The sequence below is a fragment of the Serratia sp. CY47280 genome (assembly GCF_052168655.1).
GTDB lineage: Bacteria > Pseudomonadota > Gammaproteobacteria > Enterobacterales > Enterobacteriaceae > Serratia > Serratia bockelmannii.
Genome location: NZ_JBJNMG010000005.1, coordinates 154,563 through 168,689 on the forward strand (window position 1 = coordinate 154,563; position 14,127 = coordinate 168,689).

Here is a 14,127-nt window from a genome sequence, read left to right on the forward strand (position 1 = left end):
GTAAAAGCCGCGCGTTAACCCTGCCGGCACAAAGCCTTTTGCTATGCTTAGGCATAATCGCAACCTTTTATGCCGGAAGGTGATAATGAGCCTGGACACCTCTCCCGTGCCCGCGCTCTCCGGACAACAACGGCGCTGCCATCTGCTGCTGATGCTGTACACGCCGGAGCCCGAGTTACAGCTGGAGACCCTAAGCCGAATCAACGGCGTCGCCCCCCCGATAACCCGGCAAGATATAGCCGAGGTGGCCAGTGAAATCCAGCGTTTCCATCACCTGGAGATCGCCGTCGATCCCGACCATGGCTACCACCTGCGGGGCAGCGCGCTCAACCAACGCCTGTGTCTGATCCATTGGCTGCGACGGGCCCTGCGCTGCAGCCCGCGGTTCGTCGAAGACGATTTCGCCCCGCGCCTGCGGCACGCGCTGGCGGCAGATGCCGCCCCAGCGTCTGCGCTGGCTCAAGCGATCGACGCCTGCGAGCCACTGCTCAGCCGCCACTTTGACGCGCGCGACCGCCAATTCCTGCAGCATTACCTGCTCTACTGCGCCTGGCAAAATCGCCTGCAGCGCCATCCGCATTTCGACGCCGTTCAACGCGACTGGCTGCGGCAAAAGCCGGAGCAGCAGGCCGCCGCTTGGTTGCATCAGGCCAGCAACCGGCTGTTTAACCAGCCGCCGCAGGCAGACGAGCGCGATTTTTTGGCGCTGACCTTCACCATGTTGAAAAATCACAGCTACCACAGCAATGACTCGGCGCAAGAGCAGAGATTGATAGCGGCGATCGACAGCATGGTCGAGCGTTTCCAGCAGCTTTCCGGCATGGCCTTCAGCAGCAAGACGGAGCTGGTCAGCCAGCTGTTCGCCCACCTGGCGCCGGCGCTGGAGCGCTGCCGTTTCGCCATCGGCATCGACAATATGCTGCTGGAAGAAGTGGTGCGCAAATACCCGCGGCTGATGCGCACCACGCAGGAAGCGCTGATACCGCTGGAACAGGAATACGGCGTGCATTTTTCCAACGAGGAGGCGGGCCTGGTGGCCATCAGCTTCGGCGCCTGGCTGATGCAGGACAACGCGCTGCAGGAGAAACAGGTGCTGCTGCTGACGCTGGATAACCCGCAGTTGGAAGAGGAAGTGGAATACCAGATCCGCGAGCTCACGCTGCTGCCGCTGAACATCAAGTATCTGCCGTTGAGCGACTATCTGCGCGGCGGAGCGCCGCAGGGCGTCATGCTGGTGATCACCCCTTATGCGGCGGTGCACAGCGATCCGCACCCGCCGTTGATCTATACCGAACTGCCGCTGGAAACCCGGCAGCGCCAGGCCATCCGCGCGCTGCTGGAAGCGCCTTAATCAGCGGCTGACGCTGACCGCCGGCGGCCGGATGAACAAGGCCGGCACCGCGACCGCCGCCATCACCCAGAAAACCCCGCCCTGCCAATGTTCGAACAGGAACCCGGCAATGACCGTCATGACGGCAATACCGCCGCCCATCGCCAGCGCCGAATACACCGCCTGCAGCCGGATCACCTCTTGTCCCTGGCGCGCGGCGATAAAGCGCATCGCCGCCAGATGGCAGACGGTGAAAGTGCCGCAGTGCAGGATCTGGATCAGCAGCAGCCAGCCCAGCTCGGTGCTATAGGCCATCAGGCTCCAGCGCAACACGCCGCAGCAGGCGGAGAGCAACAGCAGGTTGCGCGCATTCCAGCGGCGGAACAGCACGTTGCTGCTGGCGAAAATAATCACCTCCGCCACCACGCCCAGCGACCACAGATAGCCGATGGTCGAGGCCGAATAGCCCGCCTCCTGCCAGTAAATGGAGCCGAAGCTGTAGTAGCCGGCATGCGCCCCCTGCAGCAGCGTGACGCACAGCAGGAAGCGCCAGACCGGCCCTTCTTTCAGCAGTGCCCACAGCGAACGTTCGGTATCGCTGTGGGTGCGTGCTTCGCCCTGCGGCATGACGCTCGGCTTCAGCAACATGCCCAGCAGCATCGCCAGCACGCTGAAGATCAGGCTGTAGAGAATGGCGTTATGGCCCCACACCGCCACCAGCTGCCCGGTCAGCGCCGAGCCGATGACGAACGCCAGCGAGCCCCACAGCCTTACCCGGCCGTAGTCCATACGGATCTGCTTTTGCCAGGTGGCGGCCAGCGCGTCGGTCAGCGGCACCAGCGGCGAGAAGAACAGGTTGAACCCCGCTATCACCAGCATCAGCCAGCCCCAGCCGTTGCCGAAACAGAAGCCAACCGCGAAAGCCAGTGTCAGCAGCGCCAGCAGGCGCAGGGCGGAGACTAAATGAGAGGGATCTTTAACGCGGGGTGCAATCAGTAAACTGCCGAGGAAGCGGGCCACCAAACCGGCGCCGAGCAATATGCCGATGGTTTCCGGCGCGATGCCTTCGCCTTTCAGCCACACGCCCCAGAACGGTAAGAAGATGCCATAGGAAAAGAAGTAGGTGAAATAGCTGAGCGCGAGCCAACGCGTGGATTGCAGAACCATGATCCCTCCGGAGTGAGGGCAATACTTTGACAGAGCTCACACCGCCCCGCAATCTTCATTCCGCTTCAATGCGTTAGAGTGCCAGACAGCTCACAGTTTACCGCGAGCGGCCACAAAAAAACCCGCCGCAGCGGGTTTTATCAGGCAAAAGCGGGATTATGCGTAAACCGGCAGGCGGGCGCAGATATCCAGCACTTTCTTCTTGGTGCGTTCGATGGTGGCTTCATCGTTGATGTTGTCCAGCACATCACAGATCCAACCGGCCAGTTCGCGCACGTCGGCTTCTTTGAAGCCGCGACGGGTGACGGCCGGGGTGCCGATACGCACGCCGGAGGTGACGAACGGGCTCTTCGGATCGTTCGGCACGCTGTTTTTGTTGACGGTGATGTTGGCGCGGCCCAGGGCGGCGTCCGCTTCTTTACCGGTCAGGTTTTTATCGACCAGATCCAGCAGGAACAGGTGGTTATGGGTGCCGCCGGAGACCACTTTGTAGCCGCGCTGCAGGAACACGTCCACCATCGCCTTGGCGTTGACCGCCACTTGCTGCTGGTAAACCTTGAACTCAGGCTCCATCGCTTCTTTCAGCGCCACCGCCTTGCCGGCGATCACGTGCATCAGCGGGCCGCCCTGGCCACCAGGGAACACGGCGGAGTTCAGCTTCTTGTACAGCTCTTCGTCGCCGCCCTTCGCCAGGATCAGGCCGCCGCGCGGACCCGCCAGGGTTTTGTGGGTGGTGGTAGTGACGATGTGCGCGTGCGGTACCGGGTTCGGGTACACGCCGGCGGCGATCAGGCCGGCCACGTGCGCCATGTCGACGAACAGGTAAGCGCCGATGCTGTCGGCGATTTCGCGCATTTTGGCCCAGTCAACCACGCCGGAGTAAGCGGAGAAGCCGCCGATGATCATTTTCGGCTTGTGGGTTTGCGCCTGTTTGGCCAGATCGTCATAGTCGATTTGGCCTTTGTCGTCGATGCCGTAAGGCACCACGTTATACAGTTTGCCGGACAGGTTAACCGGGGAACCGTGGGTCAGGTGGCCGCCGTGCGCCAGGTTCATGCCCAGAATGGTGTCGCCCGGCTGCAGCAGCGCGGTGTACACGGCGAAGTTAGCCTGGGAGCCGGAGTGCGGCTGCACGTTGGCGTAATCGGCGCCGAACAATTCTTTGGCACGATCGATAGCCAGCTGCTCAACGATATCCACGTATTCGCAGCCGCCGTAGTAACGCTTGCCCGGATAGCCTTCAGCGTATTTGTTGGTCAGCTGGGAACCCTGAGCCTGCATCACGCGCGGGCTGGTGTAGTTCTCAGACGCGATCAGCTCGATGTGCTCTTCCTGACGCACCACTTCCTGCTCCATGGCACGCCACAGTTCCGCATCGTAATCGGCAATGTTCATTTCACGCTTTAACATCCGGCATCTCCTGACTTAAATCAGCTAACTAAAAAATCACCAAATAACTACCCGTTTGGGTTCTGGGCCACAGTGTAAACCGTTTCGCCCCACCGAAGATAGGTCTTGACAGAGGTTTTTACGCAAACGATTGGCATGAGGTGGCGCAAGGCTTTGATCCGCTAAATGCCGCCGTTTATCAACGGACATTTCCTCATGCGAACAATGCGCTTTTTTCATGTTCTGTGAGCGCGATCGACGCCCGAAGAACACCGCAACGAAAACAAGGGTATTTACAAGCGACGCGGAACCCAATAAGATGCATTTAAAATACATCATTACAATTATCGTCAAGATCCTAACCTAAGGAGCGCTTCCATGCTGGATAGCCAAACCATCGCCACCGTGAAATCCACCCTTCCCCTGCTGGCTGCGACCGGGCCGAAGCTGACCGCCCACTTTTACGATCGCATGTTCGCGCATAACCCGGAATTGAAAGATATTTTCAACATGAGCAACCAGCGCAACGGCGATCAGCGTCAAGCGCTGTTCGACGCCATCTGCGCCTACGCCGCCAACATCGAGAACCTGGCGGCGCTGCTGCCGGCGGTGGAGCGCATCGCGCAGAAGCACACCAGCTTCAATATCCAGCCGGAGCAGTACCAAATCGTCGGCGGTCACCTGCTGGCGACGCTGGACGAAATGTTCAGCCCGGGCCAGGAAGTCCTGGACGCCTGGGGCAAGGCCTACGGTGTGCTGGCCAACGTATTTATCCAGCGTGAAGAGCAGATTTATCAGCAGAGCGAAACCGACAACGGCGGCTGGCGCGATCTGCGCGCATTCCGCATCCTGAAGAAACAGCCGCAGAGCGACGTGATCTGCAGCTTCGTGCTGGCGCCGGTGGACGGCGGCCGGGTGGCGGACTTCAAACCGGGGCAATACCTGGCGGTCTACATCAAGCACGACAGCCTGGAGCATCAGGAAATTCGCCAGTACTCGCTGACCACCTCGCCAAACGGCGAGTTCTACCGCATCGCGGTGAAGCGCGAAGATCAGGGGAAAGTGTCCAACTACCTGCACCAGCAGGCGCAGGAAGGCGACGTGATCGACATCGCCCCGCCGCACGGCGACTTCTTCCTCGACGTGGCGCCGACCACGCCGGTGGCGCTGATCTCCGCCGGCGTCGGCCAAACCCCGATGCTCGGCATGCTCAACACCCTGCACGACAGCCAACATCAGGCGCAGGTCCACTGGCTGCACGCGGCGGAAAACGGCAGCGTACACGCCTTTGCCGATGAGGTAGCGGATATTGCCGGCCGTATGCCAAATCTGAGCCGCCATGTGTGGTACCGCGAGCCGGGTGCCGATGACGTGGAAGGCCGCGACTACCACAGCCGCGGATTGATGGATTTGAGCGCGCTGCAAGGCAGCCTGGCCGATCCGCAGATGCACTATTACTTCTGCGGCCCGGTGGCCTTCATGCAGTTCGTGGGCAAACAGCTGCTGGAGATGGGGGTAGAGGCCGAACGCATCCACTACGAATGCTTCGGCCCGCATAAGGTGCTGTAATGCTTGCGGAGCGCGGCCGTCAGACCGCGCTCCCTCTTCATTTCGCCTGCAGTTGGCGCGCGTCCTGGACCTGCTGCACCGTCACCGGCGCCGCCTGGTTGCCCCAGCTTCCCCGCAGATAGCTCATCAGATCCGCCGCCTGCCGATCGTTCAACGCCCAGCCGTAAGCCGGCATGTCGAACGCCATCGCCTGCTGCGTGATCGGCGTATGCGCCCCCTCCAGCACCACCCGCAGCGCGGTCAGCGGATTGTCCGCCGTTACCGTGGCATTGCCTGCCAGCGCCGGAATGGCGAAGTCGGTACCCTCCCCCTTATTGCCGTGGCAGGTCGAGCAGTACATTGCATAGGTCGCCTTGCCACCCGGGTTATCCGCCTGCGTGGCTGGCGCAGCGGCTTTGGCGGCGGTTTCCGGCGCCAGACTGCGCAGGTACACCGCGATGGCGTTCAGATCGCCGTCGCTGAGATACTGCGTACTGTGGGTTACCACCTCGCTCATCGGCCCGGCGACCGCCGCATGGCGGCTGCGCCCGGTTTTCAGCAGCGCCGTCACCTCTTCCGGCGGCAGGCCGCGCAGATTGGAGGCGTACCAGCCGTCCAGCTCGGCGCCGCTCAGGAATACCGGCGCCTTACCGTCCAGGCCCTTCTCCTGCATCGCCCAGCCGCGCGGCGTGTGGCAGCTGCCGCAATGGCCCGCGCCCTGCACCAGATAGGCGCCGCGGTTCCACTCGGCGCTTTGCTGCGGATCTGCCTGATACGGTTGGTCGTCGTGGAACAGCGAGTTCCACACCGCCAGCGGCCAGCGCATCGACAGCGGCCAGCTGATATCGCTGTCGCGGTTGGCGACGTTCTGCGCCGGCACCTCTTTCATCAGATAGTCATACAGCGCGCGCATGTCTTCCGCGCTCATTTTGGCGTACGAGGTGTACGGCATCGCCGGATAAAGCCGGTGACCGTCTTTGGCGATCCCCTGACGCATGGCGCGATCGAACTCTTCGAATGAGTAAGCGCCGATGCCGTGCAGCTTGTCCGGCGTGATGTTGGTGGCGTAGATAGCCCCGAGCGGCGTCGGGAACTTCATGCCGCCCGCCAGTTCAGCGCCACCCGGCGCGGTGTGGCAGGCGGTGCAATCACCGGCTTTGGCGACGTATTCCCCGGCCGACATCGCCTGGGCAGAACCGCCGGCGGCCAGCAGGCTCAACAGGTACAGCGAGCGCAGACTCATGCTCCCTCCTTGGCGGCAACCTTGCCGTAGGCCAGTTCATTCACCGCACGCCACGCCTGATCGATCGCCGAGTTGGCGTACGGGCTCCAGTCGGCATCAGAGTTGGCGATAACGATCTTGCCGATCGGCTGCCGCGCCGTTCCGATGATTTTCTTGGCTTCATCTTCGTCGTCAAACAACCCGTTGAGGAAGTAGGAGTAACCGTGCGACCAGCGGTTGACGGTGATCGCCTGAATGTCGCGCTGATGGTCGAAACCGGCGTCGCCCAACATGCCCTGCAATTGTTCGCGGATCATCTGTTCGTGCACCTCGAACGGGGTGCCCAGCAGCAGCGCACGCCCTTTGCGCGACTGCTCGCGCGGGCTGAGGCCGCTGCCCGGCAGCGTCGGCACATAGACCATATGCAGGCCGATTGGCCGATCCGGATCGCGCGGGTGCTGATACCCGCCCATGCTCACCGGATAGTCCAGCTTCACGCGGCTGTACGGCGCGGCCGGCGAATAAATTTCGTGCACGCCCAGCTTGATGAACGGCTGCCAGTTGCGGATCACCACCTTGCTGTACACCAGCGGCGCCTTGACGTTCTGCTTCAGCGCCTCCTGCTGCTCGTGCGACATCTCAGGCACCAGGTATGGGATCATCATGTTGTAGCCGGCCATCACTACCTGCCCGGCGCGCACTTTGGTCATCTTCTCGCCGGTCATATAGGTGACTTCCACCTTGTCGCCGACGTTGGCCGCGTGCAGCCCGGTGCTGTTTAAACGCAGCTTCACCGGCGACTCCGGCCGATCGAGCTGGCTGTAGTCGAATTTGGCCAGCACCACGTCGTTCATGTCTTTGCCGGCCGGCGCCACCGCCGGGATCAGCTTGCGCACCATCAGGCGCGCCAGCGTGGCGTTGCCGTCCGGGAAGTGGAACACGTAAGGATCGTCGAGATCCGCCTGCGACTCTTCGTCCAGCGGCGGCAGATTCATGCCGCCGAGGCCCGGCAGATCGCAGATGCGTGCATCGCTGCACGAGGTGCCGTCGATGCCCACCGCCTGGAAGTCGTTGGTGGTCTGCTGGAAATACCGGATCGCCAGCTCGCTCAGGCCCACCTTCTCGCGCAGGAACTGGGTGTAGCTGTGGGTATCCAGCCACTCGACCTTCTGCTCCAGCGTCATCTCCGGCAGATAATCTTTCTCCACCGTATGCAGTGCGATCAGCGCCTGGCGATCGCTTTCCGGCAGCGGGAAATCGCCGATGAACGCTTCATACGAACGGCCGTTGAGGCGATCGCGCGGAATGTCGTCCGCCACTGTGCGGCCCGGATCGCCGCTCACCACCTTGTCGACGCCGAAGTTCTTGCGATCGAAGTAAACCCCGCGGCTCAGGTTAAGATCCGGGTAGAAGGTGGTGTCAAACGCCTGCTCCAGTTGGTCGATATCGACGCCGAGCTTGTGCAGCAGCCCCATCGCCACCGGGCTGAAGTTGGAGCGCGGCGACTGCAGCGATTCGCTGCCGCCGTAGCCGAGCAGCATGCCGTCGTCGGTGTTGAATTCGTTGCGCTTGGCGTGGCCGCCGAAGTCGTCATGGTTGTCGATCAAAAGAATGCGCTGCTGCTCGCCTTTCAGCTGCTGCCAGAAACAGGCGGCCGCCAACCCGCTGATGCCGGCACCGACCACCACCAGATCGAACTCTTCAACGGCGGGTACGCTGCCGAAATCAAAGGTTTTACCGTCGCGCCCCAGTTGATGCGCATGCTCGAACGAGCCCGGATGGTTACCCCGCAGCCCGGTCAGCGCCGGCGGGTAGTACAGGGTTTGATTGGCGGTTTGCGGCGACGCGCGCAAGATTTGCAGCGGCGTCAACCCGGCGGCGATGGTGATCGCCACCCCGTTGAGAAAATCGCGTCTGGTGATACCCATATAGGCTTCCTTTCAATTTTTATTATCATCAGCCGGCCGGAGCCGGCTCGAAGGCCGCGCTATTGTGCGGATAATTACTGTAAAATCAATGTTTGAACATTACATGACGAATGGCCGTGTAATCCTCCAGCCCGTACATCGACATATCCTTGCCGTAACCGGACAGTTTCTGGCCGCCGTGCGGCATTTCGCTCACCAGCATGAAGTGGGTGTTCACCCAAGTGCAGCCATATTGCAGCCGGGCGCTTAAGCGATGCGCGCGGCCCACGTCGCGGGTCCACACGGACGACGCCAGCCCGTAGTTGGATTCATTCGCCCAGGCCAGCACCTGCTCTTCATCGTCAAACGGCGTCACCGTCACCACCGGGCCGAACACTTCGCGCTGCACGATCTCATCTTCCTGGCGCGCGCCGGCCAACAGCGTCGGCTGGAAATAGTAACCCGGCCCTTTCACCTTCTCGCCGCCGGTCACCACCTGCACGTGCGGCAACGCTTTGGCGCGCTCGACAAAACCGGCCACCCGCTCCAGATGCTGGGCGGTAATCAACGGCCCCAGTTCGGTGCTCTCGTCGTCCGGCGCACCAATCTTCAGGCTGGCCACCGCCTCGCCCAGCCGCTTCACCAGCTCGGGATAAATGCTTTTCTGCGCGTAGATGCGGCAGGCGGCGGTGCAATCCTGCCCGGCGTTGTAGAAACCGAAGCCGCGAATGCCGTCCACCACCTGCTGCAGATCGGCATCGTCGAACACCAACACCGGCGCCTTGCCGCCCAGCTCCATATGGGTGCGCTTAATGCCGGCGGCGGTGTGAGCGATGATGTGCTCGCCGGTGGCGATCGAGCCGGTCAGCGACACCATGCGCACCTTGTCATGCCCGGTCAGTCGATCGCCGACGCCGGCGCCGCGGCCGAACAGCACGTTGAGCACGCCCGGCGGGAACAGCCCGGCGGCCAGTTCGGCCAGTTTGAAAGTGGTCAGCGGCGTTTGCTCCGACGGCTTGATCACCACGCAGTTGCCCGCCGCCAGCGCCGGCGCCAGTTTCCAGGCCGCCATCATCAGCGGGTAGTTCCACGGGGCGATCGAAGCCACCACGCCGAGCGGATCGCGGCGGATCATCGAGGTATGCCCGGCCAGATACTCGCCGGCGGCCATGCCGGTCAGGCAGCGGCTGGCCCCGGCGAAGAAGCGAAACACGTCGGCCACCGCCGGCAGTTCGTCGTTCAACACGCAGTGATAAGGCTTGCCGCAGTTGAGCGACTCCAGCCTGGCGAAGGTCTCGGCATGCTCGTCGATCAGATCTGCCAGCTTGAGCAGATGCTCGGCGCGCTCCTTCGGCGTGGTTTGCCCCCAGGCGGCGAACGCGGCATCCGCCGCCAGCACCGCGCGATCGACCTGCTCCGGGCTGGCCTCCGCCACCTGCGCGATCACTTCGCCGGTCGCCGGGTTATACACCGGCTGGGTCGCGCCCTGGCCATTCACCAGTTGGCCGTCAATCAACAGTTGGCTTTGCATAGGGTTATCCTTTTATCAGAGGTCGGGTAAGGAAATTATTTGCCGCTGCCGGCGACGCTTTCTCCACCTTTGGTTAGGTAGTAAGCGCCGAGGATCGGCAGCATGGTCAACAGCATCACCGACAGCGCCACCACGTTGGTGATCGGCACGTCGCGCGGGCGGCCAAGCTGGTTCAGCAGCCACAGCGGCAGCGTGCGCTCGTGGCCAGCGGTAAAGGTGGTCACGATGATTTCGTCGAACGACAGCGCAAACGCCAGCATGCCGCCGGCCAGCAGCGCCGAGCCGAGGTTCGGCAAGATCACGTAACGGAAGGTTTGCCAGCCGTCGGCGCCGAGATCCATCGACGCTTCGATCAAGCTGTACGAGGTGCGGCGGAACCGGGCGATGACGTTGTTGAACACGATCACCACGCAGAACGTCGCATGGCCGACGACGATGGTCAGGATGCCCGGCTCGATGTTCAGCGCCTTGAACGCCGCCAGCAGCGCTAGGCCGGTGACGATCCCCGGCAGCGCGATCGGCAGCAGCAGCAGCAGCGAAATGCTGTCCTTGCCGAAGAAATCGCGCCGATACAGCGCCGCCGCCGCCAGGGTGCCGAGCACCAGCGCGATGGCGGTCGCCAGGCAGGCGATCTGCGCCGACAGCAGTACCGCATCGAGGATGTCCTGCCGCCCGGCGGCGACGTTAAACCAGTGCAGCGTGAAGCCCTTCGGCGGGAAGCTGAAGGCCGCATCCTCGGTGTTGAAGGCATAGATGGCGATGATCGCCAACGGGAAATGCAGGAAGACAAGTCCGCCCCAGGCGGCCAGCTTCAGCCCTAAGGGCGCGCGTTCAGAGTGCATCGAAAGCCCCCAGACGTTTGACGATGGAAAGGTAGATGGCGATCAGGACGATCGGCACCAGCGTAAAGGCCGCGGCCATCGGCATATTGCCGATCGCGCCCTGCTGGGCGTACACCATGCTGCCGATGAAATAGCCCGGCGGCCCCACCAGCTGCGGCACGATAAAGTCGCCCAGCGTCAGCGAGAAGGTGAAGATCGATCCGGCGGCGATACCCGGCACCGCCAGCGGCAAAATAACGTGGCGGAAAGTCTGCGCCGGTCGCGCGCCCAGATCCGCTGAGGCATGCAGCAGCGAGGGCGGCAGGCGCTCCAGCGCCGCCTGGATCGGCAGGATCATGAACGGCAGCCAGATATAGACGAATACCAGAAAACGCCCCAGCCCCGAGGTCGACAGCGTGTTGCCGCCGACGCCGGGCACCGTCAGCAGCGAAGCCAACAGCGGCTCCAGCCCCAGGTGCTGCAGGAACCACTGCGCCACGCCGTCTTTCGCCAGCAGCAGGGTCCAGGCATAGGCTTTAACGATATAGCTGGCCCACATCGGCATCATCACGGCGATATAAAAGAACGCCTTGACGCGGCCGCTGGTGTAGCGCGCCATATAATAGGCGATGGGGAACGCCAGCACCGCGCTGGCCAGCGACACCAGCACCGCCATGGTCAGCGTGCGCAGGATGATGTCGTAGTTGGCCGGGTTGAACAGCGCCGCCAGGTTGGCGAAGGTCAGGTCCGGCGTCACCGCCATGGTGAAATCGTCGAAGGTGTAAAACCCCTGCCACAGCAGCGTCAGCAGCGAACCGAGGTACACCGCGCCGAACCACAGCAGCGGCGGCACCAGCAGCAAAAGCAGATACAGCGTCGGCCGGCGATAAAGCCAGGTCGACAGCGCGCGCACGGTACCGCCGCGCGCCGAGGGGGAATCGATGCTCATGTCCATCTCACCTCTCCTCCAGCAGCGGCACCATCGCCGCGCGCGGCCAGCAGGCGACGATCGGCTGGCCGATCTGCCGCTGTTGCCCTTCGGCGATCCACTGCGGATTGGCCTGGCTGACCAGCAGCTTTTCGCCGCCGTTCAGCGCGATTTCATAGCGTGTGGCCGCGCCCTGGTAATGGATTTCCTGCAGCGTGCCCTGCACCTGGATCTCGTCCTGCGCCGCGCCGCCTTGCTCCAGCAGGCGGATATGTTCCGGCCGGATCGAGAAGGTTCGACTTTCGCCGAGCAGGCGCTGCGCCAGCTCGCTACGTACCACGTTGGAGGTGCCGACGAACTCGGCGACGAACGGCGTCTTCGGCCGCATGTAAAGCTCGCGCGGCGTATCCACCTGTTCGATGCGGCCGTTATTGAACACCGCCACCCGATCGGACATCGACAGCGCTTCGCTTTGATCGTGGGTGACGAAGATAAAGGTGATGCCCAGCTGGCGCTGCAGCTTCTTCAGCTCGCCCTGCATCTGCTCGCGCAGCTTGAGATCCAGCGCGCCGAGCGGCTCGTCCAGCAGCAGCACCCGCGGCCGATTGACCAGCGCGCGCGCCAACGCCACGCGCTGACGCTGGCCGCCCGACAGGTGCGCCGGCTTGCGTTCGGCGACGAAACCGAGCGCCACGCTCTCCAGCGCCTCTTGCGCCCGCGCCAGCCGCTCGCGTTTGGCGACGCCCTTCACCATCAGGCCGTAGGCGACGTTTTCCAGCACCGACATGTGCGGGAACAGCGCGTAATCCTGAAACACGGTGTTCACGTCGCGCTGGTACGGCGGCAGGTTGGCGGCTTCCTGGCCGTGGATGCGAATCGAGCCGGAAGTGAGCTGTTCAAAGCCGGCGATCAGGCGCAGGCAGGTAGTTTTGCCCGAGCCGGACGGCCCGAGCATGGAGAAGAATTCCCCGTCCTGAATATCGATGGATACCCGATCCACGGCGCGAACATCGCCGAAAGTCCGCGAAACATCGATGAATTGCACGGCAATGGTCATTTTCTGTGCTCCATACGGATGTGATTCGGGCGCAGCGGGCTGCGCCCCGCGGCTTAGCGGCCGCCCATGATGGCGATGTAGTCCTGGGTCCAGCGGCTGTACGGCACGAACTTGCCGCCCTGCGCCTGCGGCGTTTTCCAGAAGGCGATTTTGTCGAACTGGTTGAAGCCGTTGGTTTCGCAGCCCTTCTCACCCAGCAGCGCGCTGGCCTTGCAGCCCGCCGGCGAAGCCGGCACCGACCCGAACCAGGCCGCCACGTCGCCCTGCACCTTCGGCTCCAGCGACCAGTTCATCCACTGGTAGGCGCAGCTCGGGTGTTTGGCGTCGCTGTGCAACATGGTGGTATCCGCCCAGCCGGTCACGCCCTCTTTCGGGAACACGGTGGCGATCGGCTGCCCCTCGCCCTTCAGGGCGTTGGCCTGATACGGCCAGGCGCTGGAAGCCACCACGCCTTCGTTTTTAAAGTCGCTCATCTGCACCGAGGTATCGTGCCAGTAGCGGTGGATCAGCGCGTGCTGGCTGCGCAGCAGCTTCAGCGCCGCCTGATACTGCTCTTCGTTGAGCTGATAAGGATCGCTGATGCCGAGCTGCGGCTGGGTGGCCTTCAGGAACAGCGCCGCGTCGGCGATGTAGATCGGGCCGTCGTAAGCCTGCACCCGCCCCTGGTTGCTCTTGCCGTCCGGCAGGTTCTGCTGCTGGAAGATCACCGCCCAGCTGTCCGGCGGCGTCGGGAAGGTTTTGGTGTTGTACATCAGCAGGTTTGGCCCCCACTGGTACGGCGTGCCGTAGGTTTTGCCGTCCACGGTGTACCAGGCGCCGTTCAGCAGGCGCGGATCGATGTTCTTCCAGTTCGGGATCAGCGCGGTGTTGATCGGCTGCACCCGCTTGCCGAAGATCAGGCGCAGCGAGGCGTCGCCGGAGGCGGTCACCAGATCGTAGCCGCCTTTGGCCATCAGGCTGACCATTTCATCGGAGGTAGCGGCGGTCTTCACGTTCACTGCGCAGCCGGTTTGCTTCTCAAACTGGGTGACCCAGTCGTAGTTTTTGTCGGACTGGCCGCGTTCGATGTAGCCGGGCCAGGCGATGATATCCAGCCGGCCTTCGCCTTTGCCCAGTGACTGCGGCAGATCGGCCGCCTGGGCCAGGCCGCACAGCACGGTGAGACAGAGCGCGGAGACGGTGGTGGTGACTGCGGTAGTTTTTCTCATCGTAATTACCCCTGTGTTG

General features: G+C 62.9%; 11 protein-coding genes. 2 read left to right on the forward strand and 9 right to left on the reverse strand.

Going from position 1 to position 14,127, the window contains the following annotated elements:
* Positions 1 to 85: 85 nt before the first annotated feature.
* Complete coding sequence (gene csiE, locus ACJ8J4_RS19175) at positions 86 to 1,351, forward strand: stationary phase inducible protein CsiE (RefSeq protein ID WP_043138108.1); 1,266 nt, start codon at positions 86 to 88, stop codon at positions 1,349 to 1,351.
* Here csiE and ACJ8J4_RS19180 read toward each other — a convergent pair whose 3' ends face one another.
* Positions 1,352 to 2,497, reverse strand: a complete 1,146-nt coding sequence (locus ACJ8J4_RS19180; protein WP_025303921.1) for a 3-phenylpropionate MFS transporter — start codon at positions 2,495 to 2,497, stop codon at positions 1,352 to 1,354. It lies immediately after the preceding gene.
* A 156-nt stretch (positions 2,498 to 2,653) separates the two neighbouring features.
* On the reverse strand, positions 2,654 to 3,907 hold the full coding sequence (gene glyA, locus ACJ8J4_RS19185; RefSeq protein ID WP_025303922.1) for a serine hydroxymethyltransferase: 1,254 nt from the start codon (positions 3,905 to 3,907) through the stop codon (positions 2,654 to 2,656).
* A 357-nt stretch (positions 3,908 to 4,264) separates the two neighbouring features.
* Between glyA and hmpA the strand changes: the two genes are divergently transcribed.
* A complete protein-coding gene (hmpA, locus tag ACJ8J4_RS19190) occupies positions 4,265 to 5,455 on the forward strand; it encodes an NO-inducible flavohemoprotein (protein WP_197836404.1) in 1,191 nt (396 codons plus the stop codon).
* 37 nt (positions 5,456 to 5,492) lie between these two features.
* Here the strand turns inward: hmpA and ACJ8J4_RS19195 are convergent, their stop codons facing one another.
* The 7 genes from ACJ8J4_RS19195 to ydcS all read right to left on the reverse strand — a co-directional run bounded on the left by ACJ8J4_RS19195 (position 5,493) and on the right by ydcS (position 14,108).
* Positions 5,493 to 6,677, reverse strand: coding sequence for a c-type cytochrome (locus ACJ8J4_RS19195; RefSeq protein ID WP_049209555.1), 1,185 nt, complete (start codon positions 6,675 to 6,677; stop codon positions 5,493 to 5,495).
* Entirely contained in the window at positions 6,674 to 8,584 is a 1,911-nt protein-coding gene (locus ACJ8J4_RS19200) for an NAD(P)-binding protein (protein WP_197836402.1), read from the reverse strand. The genes ACJ8J4_RS19195 and ACJ8J4_RS19200 overlap by 4 nt, the downstream gene beginning before the upstream one ends.
* 85 nt (positions 8,585 to 8,669) lie before the next feature.
* On the reverse strand, positions 8,670 to 10,094 hold the full coding sequence (patD, locus tag ACJ8J4_RS19205; protein ID WP_049200734.1) for an aminobutyraldehyde dehydrogenase: 1,425 nt from the start codon (positions 10,092 to 10,094) through the stop codon (positions 8,670 to 8,672).
* A gap of 35 nt (positions 10,095 to 10,129) precedes the next feature.
* A complete protein-coding gene (locus tag ACJ8J4_RS19210) occupies positions 10,130 to 10,936 on the reverse strand; it encodes an ABC transporter permease (RefSeq protein WP_004941378.1) in 807 nt (268 codons plus the stop codon).
* Positions 10,926 to 11,870, reverse strand: a complete 945-nt coding sequence (locus tag ACJ8J4_RS19215; RefSeq protein ID WP_025303927.1) for an ABC transporter permease — start codon at positions 11,868 to 11,870, stop codon at positions 10,926 to 10,928. The genes ACJ8J4_RS19210 and ACJ8J4_RS19215 overlap by 11 nt, the downstream gene beginning before the upstream one ends.
* Position 11,871: 1 nt before the next feature.
* Positions 11,872 to 12,900, reverse strand: coding sequence for an ABC transporter ATP-binding protein (locus ACJ8J4_RS19220; protein WP_015378790.1), 1,029 nt, complete (start codon positions 12,898 to 12,900; stop codon positions 11,872 to 11,874).
* Positions 12,901 to 12,953: 53 nt separating this feature from the next.
* Positions 12,954 to 14,108 (reverse strand): putative ABC transporter substrate-binding protein YdcS, encoded by a 1,155-nt coding sequence (gene ydcS / locus ACJ8J4_RS19225; protein ID WP_025303928.1) that lies wholly within the window; start codon positions 14,106 to 14,108, stop codon positions 12,954 to 12,956.
* Positions 14,109 to 14,127 lie beyond the last annotated feature (19 nt).

Bases quoted from the DNA above. Each gene is read 5' to 3' on its own strand.
- csiE (WP_043138108.1), top strand. From the start codon at position 86: ATGAGCCTGGACACCTCTCCCGTGCCCGCGCTCTCCGGACAACAACGG.
- ACJ8J4_RS19180 (WP_025303921.1), bottom strand. From the start codon at position 2,497: ATGGTTCTGCAATCCACGCGTTGGCTCGCGCTCAGCTATTTCACCTAC.
- glyA (WP_025303922.1), bottom strand. From the start codon at position 3,907: ATGTTAAAGCGTGAAATGAACATTGCCGATTACGATGCGGAACTGTGG.
- hmpA (WP_197836404.1), top strand. From the start codon at position 4,265: ATGCTGGATAGCCAAACCATCGCCACCGTGAAATCCACCCTTCCCCTG.
- ACJ8J4_RS19195 (WP_049209555.1), bottom strand. From the start codon at position 6,677: ATGAGTCTGCGCTCGCTGTACCTGTTGAGCCTGCTGGCCGCCGGCGGT.
- ACJ8J4_RS19200 (WP_197836402.1), bottom strand. From the start codon at position 8,584: ATGGGTATCACCAGACGCGATTTTCTCAACGGGGTGGCGATCACCATC.
- patD (WP_049200734.1), bottom strand. From the start codon at position 10,094: ATGCAAAGCCAACTGTTGATTGACGGCCAACTGGTGAATGGCCAGGGC.
- ACJ8J4_RS19210 (WP_004941378.1), bottom strand. From the start codon at position 10,936: ATGCACTCTGAACGCGCGCCCTTAGGGCTGAAGCTGGCCGCCTGGGGC.
- ACJ8J4_RS19215 (WP_025303927.1), bottom strand. From the start codon at position 11,870: ATGGACATGAGCATCGATTCCCCCTCGGCGCGCGGCGGTACCGTGCGC.
- ACJ8J4_RS19220 (WP_015378790.1), bottom strand. From the start codon at position 12,900: ATGACCATTGCCGTGCAATTCATCGATGTTTCGCGGACTTTCGGCGAT.
- ydcS (WP_025303928.1), bottom strand. From the start codon at position 14,108: ATGAGAAAAACTACCGCAGTCACCACCACCGTCTCCGCGCTCTGTCTC.